Source organism: Streptomyces sp. NPDC087270 (assembly GCF_044744625.1).
Taxonomy (GTDB): Bacteria; Actinomycetota; Actinomycetes; order Streptomycetales; family Streptomycetaceae; genus Actinacidiphila.
The window spans coordinates 329,900-351,526 of record NZ_JBIUYR010000009.1 but is presented as its reverse complement, the minus strand read 5'-3'; the positions used below and the strand labels follow the sequence as shown (position 1 = coordinate 351,526).

The 21,627-nt window shown below is 72.6% G+C and carries 20 protein-coding genes and 1 pseudogene; 13 read left to right on the top strand and 8 right to left on the bottom strand.

Translation table 11 applies throughout. The features are described 5' to 3' along the window. Window positions 1-218: 218 nt before the first annotated feature. The 4 genes and pseudogenes from ACIPAE_RS20415 to mce all read right to left on the bottom strand — a co-directional run. A pseudogene (locus tag ACIPAE_RS20415) lies at window positions 219-1,125 on the bottom strand (ABC transporter ATP-binding protein); the annotation flags it as partial. Between the two features lie 166 nt (window positions 1,126-1,291). After that, window positions 1,292-2,230 (bottom strand): cellulose-binding protein, encoded by a 939-nt coding sequence (locus ACIPAE_RS20410; RefSeq protein ID WP_329364503.1) that lies wholly within the window; start codon window positions 2,228-2,230, stop codon window positions 1,292-1,294. A gap of 105 nt (window positions 2,231-2,335) precedes the next feature. Continuing rightward, complete coding sequence (gene scy / locus ACIPAE_RS20405) at window positions 2,336-5,890, bottom strand: polarized growth protein Scy (RefSeq protein WP_402446880.1); 3,555 nt, start codon at window positions 5,888-5,890, stop codon at window positions 2,336-2,338. A 251-nt stretch (window positions 5,891-6,141) separates the two neighbouring features. Beyond that, window positions 6,142-6,591 carry a methylmalonyl-CoA epimerase gene (mce, locus tag ACIPAE_RS20400; protein WP_329364499.1) on the bottom strand — a complete coding sequence of 150 codons (450 nt, stop codon included), beginning with the start codon at window positions 6,589-6,591 and terminating at the stop codon, window positions 6,142-6,144. A gap of 164 nt (window positions 6,592-6,755) precedes the next feature. Here mce and ACIPAE_RS20395 point away from each other — a divergent pair, with 164 nt between their 5' ends. Then, window positions 6,756-7,940 carry an acetyl-CoA C-acetyltransferase gene (locus ACIPAE_RS20395; protein WP_366412511.1) on the top strand — a complete coding sequence of 395 codons (1,185 nt, stop codon included), beginning with the start codon at window positions 6,756-6,758 and terminating at the stop codon, window positions 7,938-7,940. A 157-nt stretch (window positions 7,941-8,097) separates the two neighbouring features. Next, window positions 8,098-9,057 carry a methylmalonyl Co-A mutase-associated GTPase MeaB gene (meaB, locus tag ACIPAE_RS20390; RefSeq protein WP_402446876.1) on the top strand — a complete coding sequence of 320 codons (960 nt, stop codon included), beginning with the start codon at window positions 8,098-8,100 and terminating at the stop codon, window positions 9,055-9,057. Between the two features lie 134 nt (window positions 9,058-9,191). On the opposite strand, the gene ACIPAE_RS20385 is transcribed toward meaB, so the two are convergent. Further along, entirely contained in the window at window positions 9,192-10,508 is a 1,317-nt protein-coding gene (locus tag ACIPAE_RS20385; protein WP_329364495.1) for an MFS transporter, read from the bottom strand. Window positions 10,509-10,578: 70 nt separating this feature from the next. On the opposite strand from ACIPAE_RS20385, the gene ACIPAE_RS20380 reads away from it, so the two are divergent. After that, on the top strand, window positions 10,579-11,571 hold the full coding sequence (locus tag ACIPAE_RS20380; RefSeq protein WP_329364493.1) for a DUF5937 family protein: 993 nt from the start codon (window positions 10,579-10,581) through the stop codon (window positions 11,569-11,571). Between the two features lie 89 nt (window positions 11,572-11,660). Here ACIPAE_RS20380 and ACIPAE_RS20375 read toward each other — a convergent pair whose 3' ends face one another. Together ACIPAE_RS20375 and ACIPAE_RS20370 are read right to left on the bottom strand one after the other, a co-directional pair. Further along, window positions 11,661-11,954 carry an MTH1187 family thiamine-binding protein gene (locus ACIPAE_RS20375; RefSeq protein ID WP_329364492.1) on the bottom strand — a complete coding sequence of 98 codons (294 nt, stop codon included), beginning with the start codon at window positions 11,952-11,954 and terminating at the stop codon, window positions 11,661-11,663. Further along, on the bottom strand, window positions 11,951-12,340 hold the full coding sequence (locus ACIPAE_RS20370; protein ID WP_329364490.1) for a DUF3817 domain-containing protein: 390 nt from the start codon (window positions 12,338-12,340) through the stop codon (window positions 11,951-11,953). Before ACIPAE_RS20370 ends, ACIPAE_RS20375 begins: the two co-directional genes overlap by 4 nt. A 252-nt stretch (window positions 12,341-12,592) precedes the next feature. Between ACIPAE_RS20370 and ACIPAE_RS20365 the strand changes: the two genes are divergently transcribed. The 9 genes from ACIPAE_RS20365 (at window position 12,593) to ACIPAE_RS20325 (ending at window position 19,330) form a co-directional block, all read left to right on the top strand. Further along, on the top strand, window positions 12,593-13,453 hold the full coding sequence (locus ACIPAE_RS20365; protein ID WP_329364488.1) for a DUF2127 domain-containing protein: 861 nt from the start codon (window positions 12,593-12,595) through the stop codon (window positions 13,451-13,453). 3 nt (window positions 13,454-13,456) lie between these two features. After that, on the top strand, window positions 13,457-14,095 hold the full coding sequence (locus tag ACIPAE_RS20360) for an AIM24 family protein (RefSeq protein WP_329364486.1): 639 nt from the start codon (window positions 13,457-13,459) through the stop codon (window positions 14,093-14,095). Next, window positions 14,095-14,778: an AIM24 family protein gene (locus ACIPAE_RS20355; protein WP_402446871.1), complete on the top strand. Its 684-nt coding sequence runs from the start codon at window positions 14,095-14,097 to the stop codon at window positions 14,776-14,778. Before ACIPAE_RS20360 ends, ACIPAE_RS20355 begins: the two co-directional genes overlap by 1 nt. Window positions 14,779-14,846: 68 nt before the next feature. Then, window positions 14,847-15,554 carry an AIM24 family protein gene (locus ACIPAE_RS20350; RefSeq protein ID WP_329373885.1) on the top strand — a complete coding sequence of 236 codons (708 nt, stop codon included), beginning with the start codon at window positions 14,847-14,849 and terminating at the stop codon, window positions 15,552-15,554. 134 nt (window positions 15,555-15,688) lie between these two features. Continuing rightward, the gene (locus tag ACIPAE_RS20345) at window positions 15,689-16,171 is read left to right on the top strand and encodes a MarR family transcriptional regulator (RefSeq protein WP_329373883.1); all 483 of its coding nucleotides are present in this window, start codon (window positions 15,689-15,691) and stop codon (window positions 16,169-16,171) included. Window positions 16,172-16,227: 56 nt separating this feature from the next. Then, window positions 16,228-16,740: a MarR family winged helix-turn-helix transcriptional regulator gene (locus tag ACIPAE_RS20340; protein ID WP_402446868.1), complete on the top strand. Its 513-nt coding sequence runs from the start codon at window positions 16,228-16,230 to the stop codon at window positions 16,738-16,740. Between the two features lie 132 nt (window positions 16,741-16,872). Then, the gene (locus ACIPAE_RS20335; RefSeq protein WP_402446865.1) at window positions 16,873-17,217 is read left to right on the top strand and encodes a DUF3817 domain-containing protein; all 345 of its coding nucleotides are present in this window, start codon (window positions 16,873-16,875) and stop codon (window positions 17,215-17,217) included. Window positions 17,218-17,336: 119 nt separating this feature from the next. Further along, window positions 17,337-19,037, top strand: coding sequence for a methylmalonyl-CoA mutase (locus tag ACIPAE_RS20330; RefSeq protein WP_402446863.1), 1,701 nt, complete (start codon window positions 17,337-17,339; stop codon window positions 19,035-19,037). Between the two features lie 122 nt (window positions 19,038-19,159). Continuing rightward, the gene (locus tag ACIPAE_RS20325) at window positions 19,160-19,330 is read left to right on the top strand and encodes a DUF397 domain-containing protein (protein ID WP_402446861.1); all 171 of its coding nucleotides are present in this window, start codon (window positions 19,160-19,162) and stop codon (window positions 19,328-19,330) included. A gap of 145 nt (window positions 19,331-19,475) precedes the next feature. On the opposite strand, the gene ACIPAE_RS20320 is transcribed toward ACIPAE_RS20325, so the two are convergent. Beyond that, a complete protein-coding gene (locus ACIPAE_RS20320; RefSeq protein WP_329364476.1) occupies window positions 19,476-20,108 on the bottom strand; it encodes a TetR/AcrR family transcriptional regulator in 633 nt (210 codons plus the stop codon). A 282-nt stretch (window positions 20,109-20,390) separates the two neighbouring features. Here ACIPAE_RS20320 and ACIPAE_RS20315 point away from each other — a divergent pair, with 282 nt between their 5' ends. Next, window positions 20,391-21,365 (top strand): tetratricopeptide repeat protein, encoded by a 975-nt coding sequence (locus tag ACIPAE_RS20315; RefSeq protein WP_328469682.1) that lies wholly within the window; start codon window positions 20,391-20,393, stop codon window positions 21,363-21,365. The last annotated feature ends 262 nt before the right edge of the window (window positions 21,366-21,627 follow it).

Below are 21,627 nucleotides of genomic sequence, written 5' to 3'. Positions count from 1 at the left end.
GCCCTGGCCCGGCTGCTGCTGCCAGCCCTGCCCCTGCGGCGCGCCCTGGCCCTGCCCCTGCGGCACTCCCTGCCCCGGTCCGTACGGCGAGGCACCGTACGGCGACGCTCCGTACGGCGAGGAGCCGTACGGAGGCTGCCCCGCGGGCGCCCCGGGCTGCTGCCCGGCAGCACCGCCCGGCACCGGAGCCCCGGGCCCGCCGACCGGCCCCGGGCCGACCTGGCCATGCGCGTGGTACTCCACCGACTCCGCGGTGAGCTGCATGAACGCTTCCTCCAACGACGCCCGCTGCGGGCTGAGTTCGTGCAGCACCAGCTGATGCTGCGCCGCGAGTTCGCCGAGCGCGGCAGCGTCGCCGTCGGTGATCTCGAACGCTCCGTCGCCGGTTTCCACCACGGTGTAACCGGCCTTGGCCATCACGTCCTTGAACCGCTCCTGCTGCGGAGAGCGCAGCCGGACGTAGGACCGCGAGTTCTTCTCGATGAAGTCGGACATCGAGGTGTCCGCCATCAGCCGGCCGCGGCCGATCACGATCAGGTGGTCGGCGGTCAGCGCCATCTCGCTCATCAGGTGGCTGGAGACGAAGACCGTGCGGCCCTGGGCGGCCAGGCCCTTCATCAGGTTCCTGATCCAGTGGATGCCCTCCGGGTCCAGTCCGTTGACCGGCTCGTCGAACATCAGGATCTCCGGGTCGCCGAGCAGCGCCCCGGCGATGCCCAGCCGCTGGCCCATGCCGAGCGAGAAGCCCTTGGAGCGCTTCTTCGCCACCGCGCTCAGGCCCACCGTCTCCAGCACCTCGTCCACCCGGTGCTTGGGGATGCGGTTGGACTGCGCCATGCACAGCAGGTGGTTGTACGCGGTGCGGCCGCCGTGGATCGCCTTGGCGTCCAGCAGCGCGCCGATGTACTTCAGCGGTTCGCTGAGCTGTGCGTAGTGCTTGCCGTCGATCCGGACACTGCCGCTGGTCGGGTTGTCCAGCCCCAGCAGCATGCGCATCGTCGTGGACTTGCCCGCGCCGTTCGGCCCGAGGAAGCCCGTCACCACGCCGGGGCGCACGGTGAAGGTCAAATGGTCGACTGCGGTCTTGTCCCCGTACCGCTTGGTGAGCCCCTGCAACTCAATCATGGGCCCGAGGCTACTTCAGACGGCGCAACCCCCGCCCGAGGAGGGGCGGGGGTTGTGGAAAAACGTGCCTCCACCAGTCGCCGACCAGTGGTACAGCCCGCGAGCGGAGCCGCCGGCCAGTGGCACCACCGCGGGGCGGAGCCGCCGGCCGGCGCGGAAGTGCCGGTCAGCGGGACTGCTGGGCCGGGACGCCGCGCGAGACCGGCTCGTCGTCGGCGGGGGAGCCCGCCGCGGCGACGGCCGCACCCGTGAGCGTGGCCAGCATCTCGCGCACGTTGGTCAGCTGCGCGTTGATGCTGTCGCGGCGGTTGGTGAGCGCCGCCAGCTCGCGCTCGGACTCGCTGCGAATCCGGTCGGCCTTCGCGTTCGCGTCCGCGACGATGTCCTCGGACTGGCGCTGCGCGGTCTCCACCGTCTGGCGGGCGCGGCGCTCGGCGTCGGTGCGCAGCTTCTCCGCCTCCAGGCGGAGCTGCTCGGCGCGGTGCTCGATCTCCGCCAGCCGCTTCTCCGCCTTCGCCTGACGGGACGCCAGGTCCCGCTCGGACTGCTCGCGGCGCTTGGCCAGGTTGGTCTCGAAGTCCGCGGCGGCCTGGGCGGCCTTGGCGCGAGTCTCCTCGAACAGCGCATCGGCCTCCTCACGCTTGGCCGAGGCGTCCTTCTGCGCGTCCGCGCGCAGCTGCGTCGCGTCGCCCTTCGCCTTGTCGACGATCCGCGCGCCCTCGTCCTCGGCCTTCGCCTTGCGGTCGGAGGCGTAGGACTCGGCGTCGCTGCGGACCTGGGCGGCGGCCGACTCGGCCAGCTCGCGGTGCTGCTCGGCCGCGCGGCGGGCCTCCTCGCGCAGGTCCTTCGCCTCCTCCTCGGCGAGGCGGAGGATCTTCTCGACACGGGCGCCGAGACCGGCGTACGACGGCTCGGAGTCGGTGACCTGGGCCTGGGCGTTCTGGGTTTCGAGGTGCAGTTCCTCGATGCGCTTCTCCAGCGCGGTGATCCGGGTCAACGCGCTGTCACGGTCGGCGACGAGCTTGGTGATGCGGTCGTCCACCTGACCGCGGTCGTATCCGCGACGCACGAGCTCGAAGCCGAAGGGGGAGGAAGTGTCGCTCATGGGGTTCCTGTCGATGATTCAGACCGGTGAGGTGATAGGGGGAATCCTAGGGGGCGCGGCGGCGTGTCACCGAGCCATTGCGTATTCGGTATGGAGAATGTCCGCTCAATCGAGTGGAGCCTCGTCGGACCGCTTGCCGCTCGTACGAGTGGCGGGTGCGCCCGCGCCGGCCGCGACGGCGCTCTTGCCGGACCCGCCGGGCGCCTCGAACGACTCCAGCGCCTCCAACACGTCCTGGACCCGGGAGATCTCCGCGTTGATGTCCTCTCGGCGGCGCACCAGGACCTCCAACTCTCTTCTGCCCTCCGCCACGACGCGCTCGGCTTCGGCGCGCGCCTCGCCCTTGACCCGCTCCGCCTCGCGTTCGGCCTCGGCCTTCTTCTGCTCGGCTTCCTTGAGCAGGCCCTCGACCTTCTTCACGGCGGCGATCCGGACCTTGCTCGCCTCCGACGTGGCGGTGCTCTTGATCTCGGCGGCCTTCGCTTCCGCTTCCCCCAACTGCTCGGTCGCGGCGGCCACCAGCTTGTCCACCCGCTCGCCGACCACCTTCATGGCCTCGGCGGCCTCCTTGCGGGCCCGCTCGTGCAACTCCTCCACCTCGGACTCCACCCGGCGGCGCAACTCCGCTGTGCGGTTGCGGGTGTTGGTGGCGTCGTTGCGCGCCTCGGCCAGTAGCGTATCGGCGTCGGTGCGGGCGCGCTCCACCATCCCGTTGCCCTCGTTGGTGGCCTCGTTGACGATCCGCTCCGCCTCGGTGCGGGCCGCGCCGACCATCGCGTCGGCGTGCTGCTCCGCCGCGGCCTGCGTCGTGACCGCCTCCGCCTGCGCCTTGCCGATCAACTCGTCGGCCTGCTCGGCCGCTTCGCTGCGCCGCTTGTTCGCCGCCTCGCGCGCCTCGTCCAGGATGCGCTGCGCGTGCGTACGGGAGTCCTCGGCGGTCCGCTCGGCGCTCGCGAGCGCGTCCCGGGCCTGGGCGCCGAGGCGTTCGGCCTCCTCGCGTGCCTTGCCCACGAGTTGGTCGGCCTGGTTCGCCGCGTCGGTACGCATCCGGTTCGCGTCCTCGCGCGCCTCGGAACGCAGCCGGTCGGACTCCTCGATCGCCTCGCTGACCGTGCGGTCGGCCATCGCGCGGGCCGCCTCGGCCTCCTCGGCCGCCTCCCGGCGGACCCGGGACGCGTCCTCACCGGCCCGCTCCCGCTCGGAGTTGGCGTCGGAGTGCAGCCGGTCCGCCTCGCCCTGCGCCTCGGCGCGCATCCGGTGGGCGGCGTGCTCCGCGGCCGACCGCAGCCCGGCGATCTCCTCCTCGGCCTCCTGACGCAGCCCGGCGACGGAGTCGCGCACCTGCTGCGCGGTCCCCTCGGCGGCGGCCACCAACTCCGCCGCCCGCTGCTCCGCTTCGGCGACCAGCCGGTCCGCCTCGACGCCGGCGTCCTCCACCCGCTTGCGGGCGGCGGCCAGCAACTCCTCGCTCTCCCGGCGGGCTTGGGTGCGCTCCTGCTCGGCCTCGGTGCGGGCCGCGCCCAGCACCTCCTCGGCCTCCCGGCGGCGCCGGGCCGCCTCCTCCTGGGCCGCGCCCAGCGCCTCGGCGGCCTCCACCCCGATCCGCTCGGCGGCGGCCGCGGCCTCCGCGCGCAGCCGGTCCGCGGTCTCCTGCGCCTCGGTCCTGCGCTGCTCGGCGTCGGCGGCCGCCTCGGCCTGCAGCCGTACGGCGACGGACTCGCCCTCCGCGCGGGTCTGCGCCGCGTCCGAGGCCGCCTCGTCGCGCAGCCGTACCGCCTCCGCCTCGGCCTGCTCCTGAAGGACGCGGACCCGCTCGGCGGTCTCGCCGCGCAGCCGCTCGGCCTCCTCGCCGGCCTCGGCGCGGACCCGGTCCGCCTCGGCGGTGGCCTCGCGCAGCGCCTGCTCGGCACCGACGACCCGCGCCTCGGCCTCCTCGCGCAGCCGGGCCAGGTCGCCCTCGGCCTCCTCGCGCATCCGCGCGGCGACCGCCTCGGCCTCGGTACGGGCCTGCGCGACGGTCTGCTCGGCCGCCTCCTTGGCCGCCTCCGCCTGCCGCCCGGCCTCCGCGTGCAGCTCGTCGGCCTCCGCGCGCGCCTGCCGCAGCGCCTCCTCGGCCTTGGTGTTCAGCGCCGAGGCCCGCTCCACGGACTCCGTGCGCATCCGGTCGGCCTCGGCGGTCGCGCCCTGCCGCACCTCGTCGCCGTCGGCCTTCGCCTTGGCGAGCAGCTCCTCGGCCTTGCTCGCGGCCTCCTCGATCTGCTGGACCGCCTCGCGCCGCGCCTCGCCGCGGATGCGCTCGCCCTCGGCGACCGCGTCGGCGCGCAACTGCTCGGCCTCGCCGCGCAGCCGCCGGGCCTCCTCCTGGAGTTCGACGGTCCTGGCGCGGTACTCCTCGGTGTCGTCCTGGGCGGCGCCGCGCAGCTCCTGCGCCGACGCCTCCGCCTCGGCCCGCAGCCGCTCGGCCTCCGCGTCGGCCTCGCGGCGGATGCGCTCGGCCTCCTCGGCGGCGGCCTTCGTGGTGGAGCGGGCGTCCTCGGACGCCTTGGTGAGGATCTCCTCGGCTGACCTGGCCGCCTGGGCGAGCTGGGCGGCGGCGTCCTCGGTGGCCTTGGCGCGGGCGGTCTCCTGCGCCTCGGCCCTGATCCGGTCGGCCTCCGCGCGGGCGTCGGCGACGGTCTGCTCGGCCTCCGCCTTGGCCGCCTCGGCCTCCTTGGTGGCCTCGCCGACCATGCGGGCGATCTCGGCGCGCGCGGTCTTGGTGCGCTGCTCGTTCTCGGTCTCGGTGGCCGCCAGCCGCTTGGCGGCGCCGGCCGCGGCCTCCTCGCGCAGCCGCTCGGCCTCGGTGGTGGCCTGCCGCAGCGTCTCCTCGGCGGCCCTGGCCCGCTCGTCGGCGAGCCGGGACAGCTCGGTGGCGCGGGTCCTGGCCTCGTCGGACTCGCTGCGGGTGGTGGTGCGCAGCGCCTCGGCCTCGGTGGTGGCCTCGGTGGCCTGCGCGGAGGCGGTGGCCATCAGCCGCTCGGCGTCGGCGCGCGCCCGGCGCAGCAACTGCTCGGCCTCGGCGCGGGCCGCCTCGGCCTCCGCGGTCAGCCGCTGGCTGGTCTGCTCGGCGATCCGGGTCGCCTCGGCCCGGGCGGCGGCCAGTGCCGCCTCGGACTCCGCGCGGGTCTCGTCCAGCAGCCGCCGCGCCTGCGACTCGCTGCGGGCCCGCAGCTGCTCGGCCCAGGCCACGTTCTCGTTGACGTGGGTCTCGACGGTGGCGCGCCGCTCGGCGAGCTCCTCGTCGAGCTGGCGGCGGCGGGCGATCGCCTCGGTGTGCCAGTCCGACTCGAACCTGGCCTGGTGCTCGGCCTGCTCCTGGAGCAGCCGCTGGGTCTGGGCGCGGGCCTCGCGCAGCTCCCGCTCGGCGTCGGCGCGCAGCTGGTCGGCCTGGATCTGGGCGTTGCGCAGCAGCTGGTCGGCCTGGTGGCCGATGTTGTCGTAGGCGGGACGGGTGGCGAGAGTGCGGCGCGCCTCGTGCAGCTTGGCGCGCAGCACTTCGACCTGGTAGCCGAGGTCGTCGGCGTGATCGACCGCCTTGCCGCGCTCGGTACGCAGCCGGTCCATCTCGGCTTCGAGTCGAGAGAGCTGGTCGTCAGCCCGGTAGCTGTCGTTGCCCCGCACTCCGCGGTCCCATCGGTCTCCTGGCGTCCTCACCCGCCAACCGGGTGAGATTCTCCGTAGCTCGGTTTGAGAGAACAGAGCTATACGAAGAATGGTGTCAGATCAACGTCACGGAGCGGGAGCGTACCCAGGAGCGTGCTCCCGGCCGCCCACCCCGGTCGGCCCTCGGTCACTCTACCGGGCGGCACCGGGGTTGGGTCAGTGGTCTCGGGCCTGTTCGGCGGTCCTGGGGGCCCGGTTCGGCCGGATCGCTACGCCTTGTCGCCGGCGTCGGGGGTGTGCGGGGCGGAGGTGACCAGCTCGGTGAGCACCCCGTGGCAGTCCTTGGGGTGCAGGAAGGTGATCCGCGACCCCATGGTGCCGATCCGCGGCTCCTGGTAGAGCACCCGCACGCCCTTGTCGCGCACCGCCTCGGAGTCGGTGTCGACGTCCCCGGTGCCGAAGGCGATGTGGTGCACGCCCTCGCCGTTCTTCGCCAGCCACTTGCCGACCGCGGAGTCCTCCCGGGTCGGCTCCAGCAGCTGCAGGTAGGAGGCGCCGCCGTCGTCCGTCCCGCTGATCCTGATCATCGCCTCGCGGACACCCTGCTCCTCGTTGACCTCGGTGTGCTCCACCTCGAAGCCGTACGTGGCACGGTAGAACTCGACGGTCGCGTCGAGGTCGAAGCAGGCGATCCCGATGTGGTCGATGCGTGTCAGCATGCGCACAGTTCACCGTACCGGCGGGCGGTCACGCAACGTGCGCGCCATCACACGTTCCGCCTCGTGACCCGGCGACTACCGGTCAGTACATTGACGGTAACCCTCGTTAACCTCTCTTCAGCCGAAGGGGCCGCACCATGACCAGTCAGGAAGCCCGCACCTCCGTGATCGTCGCCGGCGCCCGCACCCCGATGGGGCGGCTGCTCGGCAGCCTGCGCACCTTCTCCGGCGCCGACCTCGGCGGCGTCGCGATCAAGGCCGCGCTGGACCGGGCCGGCATCGCCGGCGACCAGGTCGAGTACGTGATCATGGGGCAGGTGCTCCAGGCCGGCGCCGGCCAGATCCCGGCCCGGCAGGCCGCGGTCAAGGCCGGCATCCCGATGAGCGTGCCCGCGCTCACCGTGAACAAGGTGTGCCTGTCCGGCCTCGACGCGATCGCCCTCGCCGACCAGCTGATCCGGGCCGGCGAGTTCGAGATCGTGGTGGCCGGCGGCCAGGAGTCCATGACCAACGCGCCGCACCTGCTGCCCAAGTCCCGCGAGGGCCACAAGTACGGCGCGATCGAGATGCTCGACTCGATGGCGCACGACGGCCTGACCGACGCCTACGACGAGATCGCGATGGGCGCGTCCACCGAGCGGCACAACACCCGGCTCGGCATCGAGCGCGCCCCGCAGGACGAGTTCGCCGCGCTGTCCCACCAGCGCGCCGCGGCCGCCCGGAAGAACGGCCTGTTCGACGCCGAGATCACCCCGGTGGAGATCCCGCAGCGCAAGGGCGACCCGGTGGTCTTCGCCCAGGACGAGGGCATCCGCCCGGAGACCACCGCGGAGTCGCTCAGCCGGCTGCGGCCCGCCTTCGCCGACGCCACCGGGGCGGGCACCATCACCGCGGGCACCTCCTCGCAGATCTCCGACGGGGCCGCCGCGGTCGTCGTGATGAGCCGGGCCAAGGCGGAGGAGCTGGGCCTGTCCTGGATCGCCGAGATCGGCGCGCACGGCAACGTGGCCGGGCCGGACAACTCGCTCCAGTCGCAGCCGTCGAACGCGATCAACCACGCGCTGCGCAAGGAGGGGCTGACCGTCGGCGACCTCGACCTCATCGAGATCAACGAGGCGTTCGCCGCGGTCGCCGTGCAGTCGATGAAGGACCTGGGCGTGACACCGGAAAAGGTGAACGTCAACGGCGGCGCGATCGCCCTCGGCCACCCCATCGGCATGTCCGGCGCCCGTATCGTGCTGCACCTGGCCCTCGAGCTCAAGCGGCGCGGCGGCGGCACCGGAGCGGCCGCCCTGTGCGGCGGCGGCGGCCAGGGCGACGCCCTGATCCTCCGCGTCCCGGGCAACTGACGGGAAAAGGGTGCCTACGGTCGGCTGACGGCGGAACGGTGCCTACGGTCGGCTGACGGCAGAACGGCGCCCCCGGACCGGACCTGAGGGCGCCTCGCGGGCGCGGCTTCCGGGGCCCGGAGGCGAACCGAGGACCAGAGAGCGGAAAGAGGTCGAGGTGCAGGCGGACGTCGGGACGCTGGTGGAGCAGGCGCGGGAGGGGCGGCCGCGGGCGGTGGCGCGGCTGATCTCGCTCGTGGAGGGCGGTTCCCCGCAACTGCGCGAGGTGATGGCGACGCTCGCCCCGCTGACCGGCGGAGCCTACGTCGTCGGGCTGACCGGTTCACCCGGCGTCGGCAAGTCCACCTCGACCTCGGCGCTGGTCACGGCGTACCGCAGGTCCGGCCGCCGGGTCGGCGTGCTCGCGGTCGACCCGTCCTCACCGTTCTCCGGCGGAGCCCTCCTCGGCGACCGGGTCCGGATGTCCGAGCACGCTTCGGACCCGGGCGTCTACATCCGCTCGATGGCCACCCGCGGCCACCTCGGCGGCCTGGCCTGGGCCGCCCCGCAGGCCATCCGGGTGCTGGACGCCGCCGGGTGCGACGTGGTGCTGGTGGAGACCGTCGGCGTCGGCCAGTCCGAGGTGGAGATCGCCGCGCAGGCCGACACCTCGGTGGTGCTGCTCGCCCCCGGCATGGGCGACGGCATCCAGGCCGCGAAGGCCGGCATCCTGGAGATCGGCGACGTCTACGTGGTGAACAAGGCCGACCGCGACGGCGCCGACGCCACCGCCCGCGAGCTGAACCACATGCTCGGCCTCGGCGAGGCCCGCGCGGCCGGCGACTGGCGGCCGCCGATCGTCAAGACGGTCGCCAGCCGCGGCGAGGGCATCGACGAACTCCTCGACGCACTCGACAAGCACCGCGGCTGGATGGAGGAGCACGGCACCCTCGTCGAGCGGCGCCGTGCCCGCGCCGCCGGCGAGATCGAGACCATCGCCGTCACCGCGCTGCGCCGCCGTATCGGCAGCCTGCACGGCGACGCCCGGCTCTCCGCGCTGGCCGGGAAGGTGACCGACGGCACGCTCGACCCGTACGCGGCGGCGGACGAACTCGTCGCGGGCCTGACGGAGTCGTAGCGGCGCGGGGCCGGCCCGATCGCGGCCCCACGCCGACCCGCTCGCCGTGGCCGCGTCGCGCCGGACCGGGCGGTCGGGCCGCCGCGTAGGAGCCCTGCGCCGGTTCGTCCGCCCGCCGTGGCCGCGCCGGCGCCCTACGCCGGCTCGCCCGTCGCTGCCGCCGCCTCGCGCGTGATGCCGGTCCTGCGCACCGACCTGAGCACCATGAACACCCCGGCCGTCCCCACCAGCCCGCCGCCGCCGACCACCGCGTACGGCGGGACCACCTCGGCGACCGCGCCGCCGGCCGTCAGGCCGACGCCCTGAAGCGTCATCAGGCCGGTGCCGAGCAGGGTCATCGCCCGGCCGCGCATGTCCAGCGGCACCGCCTGCACGAACCAGCGGTCCATGCCGAGCGCGTAGGCGCCGCACAGCCCGGTGAGCACCAGCAGCCCCACCGCCAGCGGCAGCGGGGGATGGACGAAGAACGCGAGCATCGGCAGCAGCGCGACGGCCGCCAGCGGCAGGGTGATCCGGTCCCTGGCCTCCGGACCGAGCAGCGACCCGGCCGCCATCTGACCGACGACGGTGCCGGCCGGCATCGCGGCCAGGAAGATGCCGTAGCCCACCGATCCGGCGCCGGCCTCGGCCGCGAACGGCACCGCCACCCCCTCGGCGACCCCGAAGAACATCGGCGGCACCCACCACATCAGCAGCAGCGCCCTGATCCGCGGCTGCGACAGCAACCGGCCGCTCGCCCCGAGCGACTCGCGCATCAGCGCCGCCCCCCGGGTGTCGCGGGCCGGCCGGGGCAGCGTGCCGAACCGCAGCAGCAGCGCCGAGCACAGGAACGTGCACACGGTGATGTAGAGGGTCTGGCGCGGGGTGAGCCAGGCGACCACCAGACCGGCCACGCCGAAGCCGATGATCTGCGAGGTCTGGGAGACCGTCGAGATCAGCGAGCGGCCCAGCACGTACAGGTCGCCGTCCAGGATCTCGGACAGGCTCGCGCCGCGGGTGCCGGTGAACAGCGGCGAGATGATCGAGACGCCCATCCGCAGCACCAGGAGCGCGGCGATCGGCATGTTCGGGATGACCATCAGGGCGACGCACGACGCCGACAGCAGGTCGCAGGTGACCAGCACCCGCCGGGCGGGGGCACGGTCGGTGATGCCGGACAGCAGCAGGCCGCTCAGCGCGTACGGCAGCGTGGTCAGCGCGAAGACCAGCGCGGTGAGCAGCGCGGAGCCGGTCTGCCGGAACACCATGACCGCCAGGGCGACTTCGCAGAACATCGTGCCGAGCATCGAGAGCACATGGGCGGCGAACATCGCCCGGAACTCCCGTACCGCGAACACCGCGCCGTATCCGGCGCTTCTCTTCTTCTCCCCCTGGGTGTCGGGGGAGTTGTCCGAGCCCGTCTGCGAGGAGTGGTTCCCCTCACGAGACGGGTGCTCGCTGTCCGTTGTCATGACATCACACTGGTGGCACTGGCCCCACCCGTCGTAGTCTTTCGGCTGCTGCCGAATCTTGGGGGGTGTGATGTCGCAGCGCATGCGCTTCACGGCCGAGGAACTGCTGCGCTGCCGCTTCGCGATCTCACCGTTGCGCGAGGCGCAGGGGGCGATCCGGACCCTCTCCCACCCGGACCGGCACGGCTATCACCTTCCGTGGCTGCGCCAGGTCCGTACGGTCGCCGCCGGCCTCGACCTGATCGCGTTCTGGTTGCTCGCTCCGGGCAACGGCCACGGCCCCGACTTCCTCCACCCCGTCCCCGCGGTGCCGTTGGCTGCGCTGGAGGACGAGACCGCCGCGATACGCGCCACCGATCCGGAGGTCGCCCGGCAGCAGATCGCGCAGGCGCTGGCCAAGACCCCGGGCGCGAGGGACTCCCGCCGCGGCCGCGCCATGCTCGCCGACCCGGCCGGCACCGTACGGCAGTTGGCCGGGCAGTACGAACACGTGTGGTCCGCGCTGCTCGCGCCGCACTGGCCGCGGTTGCGGGCGGTGCTGGAGGCGGATGTCGCCTATCACGCGCGGCGGTTGGCCGACGGCGGCATGCAGCGGCTGTTCACCGGGCTGCACCCGCTGCTCAACTGGTCGGAGGGGGCGCTGTCGGTCGGCGGCGGCCTGCCGGAGAAGGAGCGGCTGCCCTCGGCGAGCGGCGGCCTGGTGCTGGTGCCCAGCGTCTTCTTCTGGCCCGAGGCGAGCAGCGCCTTCGACCCGCCGTGGCAACCGACCGTGGTCTACCCGGCCCGCGGGGTCGGCGGCCTGTGGGCGCGCACCGGGCCCAGCGCGTCCGACGCCCTGGTCCGGCTGCTGGGCGCCAACCGGGCCGCGATCCTCTCCGGCCTCGACGCGCCCACGACCACCACCGCCCTCGCGCACCGGCACGACCTGGCGATGTCCTCGGTCTCCGCCCACCTCGCGGTGCTGCGCGACGCCGGGCTGCTCAGGTCCCGCCGCTACGGCCACCAGGTGCTCTACGAACGCACCCCGCTGGGCATCGCGATGGCGACCGGCGGCCTGCTCTGAAACGTCCCACGTCCCGCGTCCCACGTCCCGCGTCCCGCGCTCATGACGTCCCGCGCTCATGACGTCATGCCGTCATGCCCCTCATGCCCTCACTGCGCCAGGAACCGCTCCACCGTCTCGACCTTCGAGGTGAGCCCGTCCGTCACCGACGGCCGGATGTCGGCCTTGAGCACCAGGGACACCCGGGGCGCGCGAGCCTCGACGGCGGCCACCGCGCGCCGTACGACGTCCATCACCTCGTCCCACTCGCCCTCGATCGAGGTGAACATCGCGTCGGTGCGGTTCGGCAGCCCGGACTCGCGGACCACCCGCACCGCGTCCGCGACGTACTCACCGACGTCCTCGCCGACGCCCAGCGGGGTCACGGAGAAGGCGACGATCACGCGGAGGTCACCGCCTCGGCGTCCTGGTCGGAACCGGCCGGGCCCTCGGCCGCGGCCTGCTCCTGGGCCGCCCGCGCCGTCGCCACCGCGGTCTCGCACTCGCGCGCCAGCATCCGCTCCGCGAAGAAGCCGCCGGTGGGCAGCACCGACAGCACCAGGTAGAGCGCCGAGCGGCCGAGCGGCCAGCGCGCCCGGTTCCAGGCGTCCGCCCAGAAGAGCACGTAGATGATGAACAGGATGCCGTGCACCATGCCCATCACGGGCACGGCGTTGAAGTCCGTGGTGCTCTTCAGCACCACGCACACCAGCAGGATCACGAAGGACGCCGCCTCCGGGGCGGAGATCAGGCGCAGCCGGCGCAGAGCGGCGGCGGTCTTCAGTTCCACGGGGACCTCGCTGTCGAAAACGGTCGGGTGCGATGTGCGGACGGGCGGATGCGAAGCCTTTGTGAAGGCGATCACAAACTCTTCTCCATTATCACCGGACCGTATCGATGACCCGCGTCCGGGGTGGGCAACCGCGCGACGGGCGATAACGTCCCTCTCCACGGAGCGCCGTCCGGCCACGGGGCCGGCGCACCGCGTCACCACCAGTACCTTCCGTTTCCGAGCGACCACCACCCACGGGGACCGACACCGATGAGCAGAGACTGGGACCGCAGGCACTGCGCCAGCAAGGGCCACATCACCTACGCGCCCGACGAGCCGGGCCTGCGCGAGCGGCTCCAGGCCAGGACCGCCGTGGGCACCGTCTGGCGCTGCCTGCGCTGCGGGGACTTCGTGCTCGGCGAGCCGCACGGCTCGGGGCCGGCCGAGCAGGCGCCGCTGGTGCCGCGCGGCCGGGCGCTGCGCGACCTGTTCATCCTGCGCTTCCTCGCCGTCGAGCGGGTGCTGCGCGGGGTGCTGGTGATCCTGGCCGCCTGGGCGGTGTGGAAGTTCTCCAACTCCCAGGACGCGGTGCGCCGGCTCTTCGAGCAGGACCTCACCGTCTTCCGCCCGGTCGCCAACCACTTCGGCTACGACCTGGACCACTCCCCGGTCGTCGGCACCATCCAGAAGACCTTCGACTACAAGAAGTCGACCCTGCACGTGGTGGCGGGCGGCCTGCTCGGGTACGCCCTGATCGAGACGGTCGAGGGCGTCGGGCTGTGGTTCGGCAAGCGCTGGGCTGAGTACCTGGCGGTCATCGCCACCGCCGCGTTCCTGCCGATCGAGGTCTACGAGCTCACCGAGAAGATGAGCGGGTTCAAGGTCGGCACGCTCGCGCTGAACGTCGTCGCGGTGCTCTACATCCTCATCGGCAAGCGGCTGTTCGGGCTGCGCGGCGGCCACGCGGCGTTCGAGGCGGCCCGGCGCGGGGAGTCGCTGATCGAGGTCGAGGCGGCGGCGGGCGCGGCGGACACCGCGGGCACGCCGGTCGGCGGGCTGTTCGGCGGTCAGGACGACGCCGGCAAGGCGCCGCTTCCGGTCCGGCGCCGCCCGTCGGCCGATACCGTGTGACCCATGGCCAACTTCCGGTTGCAGGGCACCCGCGTGCTCGCCGTCGACCTGGCGGGCGATGCGGTCAAGGCGAAGAACGGCGCCATGGTCGCCTACGACGGCGAGATGACCTTCAAGAAGATGACCGGCGGCGGCGAGGGCCTGCGCGGCCTGATGACGCGCCGCATCACCGGTGAGTCGATGGCCGTCATGGAGGTCAAGGGCCACGGCACCTGCTACTTCGCCGACCGCGCCACCGAGATCAACCTGGTCCGGCTCAGCGGCGAGAAGCTCTACGTCGAGGCGTCGAACCTGCTGGTCACCGAGCCGTCGCTGCGCACCGGCACCACCTTCACCGGGCTGCGCGGCGCCTCCCAGGGCAACGGCCTGTTCACCACCACCGTCGAGGGCAGCGGCCAGGCCGCGATCATGTCCGACGGCCCGGCGATCGTGCTGCGGGTCAGCGCGCAGACCCCGCTCGTGGTCGACCCGGGCGCGTACATCGCGCACACCGGGGGCCTGCGCCAGCAGCTCCAGGCCGCGGTCGGCTGGCGCACCCTGATCGGCGAGGGCTCGGGCGAGAGCTTCCAGCTCCGCTTCGAGGGCGAGGGCCTGGTCTACGTCCAGCCCAGCGAGCGCGTCACGGTCGGGGGGCAGCTGTAGTGCCGTTCACCCGGATCAACTCGAAGATGGTCGAGGCGCACATCGCGCCCGGGCAGCGGGTGTTCAGCCAGCGCGGCGCCATGCTCGCCTACCGCGGCCCCGTCACCTTCACGCCCAGCATCACCGGCGGCCAGGGCGGGGTGATGTCCATGATCGGCCGCCGGGTGGCCAACGAGGCCACCCCGCTGATGACCGTGGAGGTGCCGGTCGGGCCCGGTGGCCCCGGCGGGACCCCGCCGGGCTCGGTGATGTTCGGCCACGGCGGCCACCACATCCACACCGTGGACCTCACCGGCGAGACGCTCTACGTGGAGGCCGACCGGCTGCTCGCCTTCGACGGCTCGCTCCGGCAGGGCACGATGTTCATGGGCTCGCAGGGCGGTGTGATGGGCGTGATCCGCGGCCAGGTCACCGGCCAGGGCCTGTTCACCACCACGCTGGCGGGAAAGGGCTCGGTCGCGTTCATGGCGCACGGCGGCGTCATCGAACTGCCGATCACCGCCCGGGGCCCGGTCCATGTCGACCCGCAGGCGTATGTCGCGCACCGCGGCGACGTCCGCAACAAGCTGACCACCGCGCTCGGCTGGCGCGAGATGGTCGGCCGCGGCTCGGGCGAGGCGTTCCAGCTGGAGCTGTCCGGCAACGGCACGGTGTACGTACAGGCGTCGGAGGAGAAGCTGTGACGTCCCCGGAGTTCCACGGACACGCGGGCGCTTCCACGCCTCCGCCCCCGCCCTCGTCGCCGCCTTCCGTGCCGCCGCAGGCGCCGCCCGCGCCGCCGGGCGGGCCGGTGGTCCATGACGCGTGGACGCTGCCGTCGAACGACAACGTCAACCCGTACGCCTTCAGCGTGGACCTGGACGGCCAGTGGTTCCTGCAGAAGGGGAAGATGATCGCCTTCTTCGGGCAGATCGACTTCCAGGCGATCGGCGCGGGCCCGCTGGACCACCTCATCGCGGAGAACTTCCACTCGCCGATGCACGCCGCCGAGTGGGTGGTCGCGCAGGGCCGCGGCAAGATGCTGCTCGCCGACCGGTCGTACGACATCAACTCCTACGACCTCGACGAGGGCAACCTCACCATCCGCTCGGGCAACCTGCTCGCCTTCCAACCCGGCCTGTCGCTGAAGCAGTCGATCATCCCGGGCTTCCTCACCCTCATCGGCACCGGCAAGTTCGTGGCCGCCTCCAACGGCGCCGTGCACTTCGTGGAGCCGCCGATCCGGGTCGACCCGCAGGCGCTCGTCGGCTGGGCCGACTGCCCCTCGCCCTGCCACCACTACGACCACGCGTACCTGCGCGGCGTGCTCGGCGGTATCCGGGCGATGACCGGGATAGGGGGCGCGTCGGGCGAGGAGCACCAGTACGAGTTCGTCGGCGCCGGGCAGGTGCTGCTCCAGTCGACCGAGTCGGTGCTCGCCGAACGCGCCACCGGCGCGGGGCCCGAGCCCGGCACGTGACGACCTGACTGACGCCCTGGCGCACCCCGGGGCGTAACCCCCGCGTCCGCGCGCTCGTTCCTCAGGGTGACCACACGGCTACCCTGGTGATCGAACGAGGTGCAACTCCCGGTAGCATAGGGGCCATGGGGACCATGGAGACCGAGACCGCGGGTGACACGACCACCTGGCTCAACGAGGACGAACAGCGGGCCTGGCGCCTTCACTTGGACGTCAGCCGCCTGCTCATGTACCAACTCGAGCGCGACCTCCAGCCGTTCGGCCTGACCAACAACGACTACGAGATCCTGGTCAACCTCTCCGAGGCCGCCGACCGCCGGATGCGGATGAGCGATCTGGCGAAGTGCACGCTCCAGTCGAAGAGCCGGCTCTCCCACCAGATCACCCGGATGGAGACCGCCGGCCTGGTCCGCCGGGTGGACTGCGAGTCCGACCGCCGCGGGCTGTACGCGGTCCTCACCGACGAGGGCTGGGCCACCATGCGCCAGGTCGCCCCGCGCCATGTCGCCTCGGTCCGGGAGCACTTCATCGACCTGCTCGCCCCCGGCGCGCTCGCCGCCTACCGCGAGGCCCTGCAGCCGGTGGCCGATCAACTGCGCGCCGCACGCCTGCGGTAGTGCCCACACGGTGGACACCTGTGCCCGGTATGTGACCGGCGGGTAGGCTCGGGGGCGTGCCAAAGCCGTTGAGCCTGCCCTTCGACCCCATCGCCCGCGCCGACGAGCTGTGGACGCGGCACTGGGGCGGCGTGCCCTCGATGTCCGCCATCACCTCCATCATGCGCGCCCAGCAGATCCTGCTCGGCCAGGTCGACGCGGTGGTCAAGCCGTACGGCCTCACCTTCGCCCGGTACGAGGCGCTGGTGCTGCTCACCTTCTCCAAGGAGGGCGAGCTGCCGATGTCCAAGATCGGCGAGCGGCTGATGGTGCACCCCACCTCCGTGACCAACACCGTCGACCGGCTGGTCTCCGCCGGCCTCGTCGACAAGCGCCCCAACCCCAACGACGGGCGCGGCACCCTCGCCTCCATCACCGGCAAGGGCCGGGAGATCGTCGAGTCCGCGACCCGCGACCTGATGGCGATGGAGTTCGGCCTCGGCGTCTACGACCAGGAGGAGTGCGGCGAGATCTTCGCGCTGCTGCGCCCGCTGCGGATAGCGGCGGGCGACTTCCAGCCGGAGAGGTGAGGGCCGACGCCCGAGCGGTGAGGCGTGGGGGCGGGCGCCCGTGCACGCGGGGGTGGGGGCCCTGAGCAGCACGGGGTCTGCGGGGCCGCCCCGGAGTCGGGGGGAGTTTCCGGGCGGTTTACGCTCGTACCCATGAAATCCAGCGTGTTGACCCGCTACCGGGTGATGGCCTACGTGACGGGTGTGCTGCTGATCGTGCTCACCCTCAGCGTCATCGCCGAGTACGTGCTCCACATCGACGGCGCGAGCACCGCCACCGGCATCGTGGGCTTCGCCCACGGTTGGCTCTACGTGGTCTACCTCATCTTCGCCTTCGACCTGTGCACCAAGGCGAAGTGGCCGCTGGGCCGGATGGTCTGGGTGCTGCTGGCCGGCACCGTGCCGACCGCGGCCTTCTTCGTCGAGCGCCGCGTCAGCCGCGAGCTGGCCCCGAAGGTGATCGGCGCCGAGAAGGTCGCCGAGCCGGTCGAGGTCTGACCGGTATTTCACCCTGACCTGCCGCTCCGTCGCAGGTCAGGGGCGTATCCCTCGGCTTCACCCGAGTGCGGGTCGGCTTCCCGTCGACATTTAGTAGGACGTCCAAGTAAATTTGAGGCATGGACGCCCACGAGATCGAGACAGGCCGCCGGCGCTGGCAGGCGCGCTACGACTCAGCGCGCACCCGGGACGCCGACTTCACCACCCTCTCCGGTGACCCCGTGCAGCCGGTGTACGGGCCACCGCCCGGCGCCGACGTGCCGGGCTTCGACCGCATCGGCTGGCCGGGTGAGTACCCCTTCACCCGCGGCCTGCACGCCACCGGCTACCGCGGCCGGACCTGGACCATCCGCCAGTTCGCCGGCTTCGGCAACGCCGAGCAGACCAACGAGCGGTACAAGATGATCCTGGAGGCGGGCGGCGGCGGCCTGTCCGTCGCGTTCGACATGCCGACGCTGATGGGCCGCGACTCCGACGACCCGCGCTCGCTCGGCGAGGTCGGGCACTGCGGCGTGGCGATCGACTCCGCCGCCGACATGGAGGTGCTCTTCGGCGGCATCCCGCTCGGCGACGTCACCACCTCGATGACGATCTCCGGGCCGGCCGTGCCGGTCTTCTGCATGTACCTGGTCGCCGCCGAGCGCCAGGGCGTGGACCCCGGCGTGCTCAACGGCACCCTCCAGACCGACATCTTCAAGGAGTACATCGCGCAGAAGGAGTGGCTCTTCGCGCCCGACCCGCACCTGCGGCTGATCGGCGACCTGATGGAGCACTGCGCGCGCTCCGTCCCCGCGTACAAGCCGCTGTCGGTCTCCGGCTACCACATCCGCGAGGCGGGCTCCACGGCCGCGCAGGAGCTGGCGTACACCCTCGCCGACGGCTTCGGCTACGTGGAGCTCGGCCTCTCCCGCGGACTGGACGTCAACGCCTTCGCGCCCGGGCTCTCCTTCTTCTTCGACGCGCACCTGGACTTCTTCGAGGAGATCGCCAAGTTCCGGGCCGCCCGCCGGATCTGGGCCCGCTGGATGCGCGACGAGTACGGCGCCACCTCCGACAAGGCGCAGTGGCTGCGCTTCCACACCCAGACCGCGGGCGTCTCGCTCACCGCCCAGCAGCCGTACAACAACGTGGTGCGCACCGCGGTCGAGGCGCTGTCGGCGGTGCTCGGCGGCACCAACTCGCTGCACACCAACGCGCTGGACGAGACGCTGGCGCTGCCCAGCGCGCAGGCCGCCGAGATCGCGCTGCGCACCCAGCAGGTGCTGATGGAGGAGACCGGGGTGGCCAACGTGGCCGACCCGCTCGGCGGCTCCTGGTACGTGGAGGCGCTGACCGACCGGATCGAGGCGGACGCGGAGAAGATCTTCGAGCGGATCAGGGAGCTGGGCGCCAAGGCGGTGCCGAGCGGGCAGCACCCGATCGGCCCGATCACCTCGGGCATCCTGCGCGGCATCGAGGACGGCTACTTCACCGGGGAGACCGCCGAGTCCGCCTTCCGCTACCAGCGGGCGCTGGAGAAGGGCGAGAAGAAGGTGGTGGGCGTCAACTGCCACACCGGCTCGGTCACCGGCGACCTGGAGATCCTGCGGGTCAGCCACGAGGTGGAGCGCGAGCAGGTGCGGGCGCTGGCCGACCGCAAGGCGGCCCGCGACGACACGGCGGTGCGCGCCGCGCTCGACGCGATGCTCGCCGCCGCCCGCGACGGGTCCAACATGATCGAGCCGATGCTGACCGCGATCCGGGCCGAGGCCACGCTCGGTGAGGTCTGCGGCGTGCTGCGCGACGAGTGGGGATCGTACACGGAGCCGGCCCGATTCTGATCGGACGTCACCCGAACAGACCAACACCCCCTTCCTGAAGCCGAGTTGATCACGGGATGCTACGGGCTGCAACGCCCGTAACCTCGTACGCACTCAACCGGCATCTCCGAGGAAGGAACCTGGTGTCCCTCGAAGCGACCGTCGGTGACGACGGGTTGATCTACATCCGCGAGACAGAGCGGCCTGAGGTGGTGGCGGTGACCACGCCCGCGAAGTGGGAGGCTTTCGTGAAGGGCGTCAAGGCCGGCGAGTTCGACCACTTCGTCGCGGGTGTGGAGGCGGAGGCAGGCTGAGGCGGCGGCGGGCCGGGGTGGCACGGGCCGATGTGGCGCGGGCCGAGGTGGAGGTGGACCGAGGGGCGGCGGGCCGGCGGGAGCGCGCGCCGGCCTGGACACCGGGCCGGCGCCGCATTGGCCCGGACGGGCGGTGGACCCGGGCTCAGCAGCCCGGGTTCGCGGTCAGGCCGCCCACCAGCAGCCGGGCCAGCCGGTCGGCCCACTCCTGGTCGACCGGCTCCGAGCTGACCATCACCCGGTGCACCACCGCGCCCGCCACCACGTCGAAGATCAGGTCGTCGCGGGCCGGGTCCGCGGCGCCCTCGTCGCCGGGCAGCTCGCCGCGCGACTGCGCGCGGGCCCGGCCCAGCAGCACCAGGTGCTTCTGCCGGTCGACGATCGCCTCCCGGATGCGCTCCCGCAGCGCCTCGTCGTGGCTCGCCTCGGAGACCACCGCCATCAACGAGGTCCGGGTCTCCGGGCGGTTGAGCAGTCCGGCGAAGCGCAGCACCACGCCCTCGATGTCGGCTCGCAGGCTGCCGCGGTCCGGCAGCTCCAACTGCTCCTCGAACAGCGCCGCGAGCGCGTCCACCACCAGCTCGTTCTTGCCCGCCCAGCGCCGGTACAAGGTGGTCTTCGCCACGCCCGCGCGGGCCGCCACGTCGCCGAGCGTCAACCCGCCGAAGCCCAACTCCACCAGCGCCGCGCGGGTCGCGTCCAGGATCGCGCGGTCCGCCTCGGCACTTCTGGGCCGGCCGGTTCGTTTGTGCGAGTGGGCCGGGGGAGTGGGGGGCATAGGCCGGACCATACCGGCCAGTAGCCTTCGTGGGTCGAGTGACGGTTGTCACAACGCCCGCCACCGCGCGGCCCGTGCCCGGCAGTTACGCTACGACTCGTAGCGAAAGGGTGGACCACGCGGCCCACCGACGCGACAGCCACACCGTACGGACGGGGATTCCGTACCCAGCACGTTCCGCGGCGGTCTCACCGCCGCGCCGGGGACCATCCCCGGTGCCCGCAAGCCGGCGGGTCCCGGGGTCTGTACACGCTTTGCTCCGCGAGGGGGGAGGATTGCCTCATGCAGCCACGGAACATGTCCATGAGCGGCGTGGTCGACCTCGCCGCGGTGAAGGCGGCCACTGAGGCCAAGGCGAAGGCCGAGCAGGCCAGGGCACAACGCCAGGAGGCCGGCCCGGGCGCCGCCCCCGCCTCCCCGCTCGTCATCGAGGTGACCGAGGCGACCTTCGAGAGCGATGTCCTGCAGCGCTCCGCCGAGGTCCCGGTCGTCATCAGCTTCTGGGCCGATCAGGCCGAGCAGAGCAAGCAGCTCAACACGGTGCTGGAGCGGCTGGCCGGCCAGTACCGGGGGCGCTTCGTCCTCGCCACGGCCGAGGTCTACGCCAACCAGATGCTCTTCCAGCAGTTCGGTGTCCAGGGGGTGCCGGCGGTCTTCGCGGTGCTGGCCGGGCAGGCGATGCCGCTCTTCCAGGGCGCCGCCCCCGAGGAGCAGATCACCGAGGTGCTCGACCAGGTGATCGCGGTCGCCGAGCAGCGGTTCGGCATCGTCGGCGCCGAGGTGGACCCCGGCGACGCGGCCGAGGAGCCCGCCGAGGAGGCCCCGCCCCGCCCCGCCACCCCGCAGGAGCTCGCGCTCGGCGCCGCGCACGAGGCGCTGGACGCGGGCGACCTGGCCGGCGCCGTCCAGGCGTACAAGAACGTGCTCGCCGACGAGCCGGCCAACGCCGAGGCCAAGTTGGGCCTGGCGCAGGCCGAGTTGTTGCAGCGGGTGGAGGGTGCCGACCCGCAGCAGGTGCGCCGGGCGGCGGCCGACGCGCCCGACGACATCGACGCCCAACTCGCCGCGTCCGACCTCGACCTGGTCGGCGGTCACGTCGAGGACGCCTTCGGGCGGCTGGTGGACACCGTGCGGCGCACCGCGGGCGAGGACCGCGACCGGGCGCGGCTGCGGCTGTTGGAGATGTTCGAGGTGATCGGCCCGGACGACCCGCGGGTGGCCGCGGCGCGTACCGCCCTCGCCAGGGTGCTGTTCTGACCGGCGCGGCGGGCTTCGCGTACTCAGGGATTTAGCGACACGGCGGCCGCACTTTATCAAACCGTGACAATGGGCGGCCGCTGTTACTTCCGGTAGGAAGCCCGCCCCCCTTTGCGAGTTGTTGTCCGGTGATGCCGGATTCGCTCCTCCCGAATTTGGTCACACAGCGTCATATAAAGCGCCCTGGCGATCATGTTGGTGACGCTCTGCCGTTACTCGCTGGTAACGAACCCCCTTGTGCACCGGCTCCGAATGGACCACG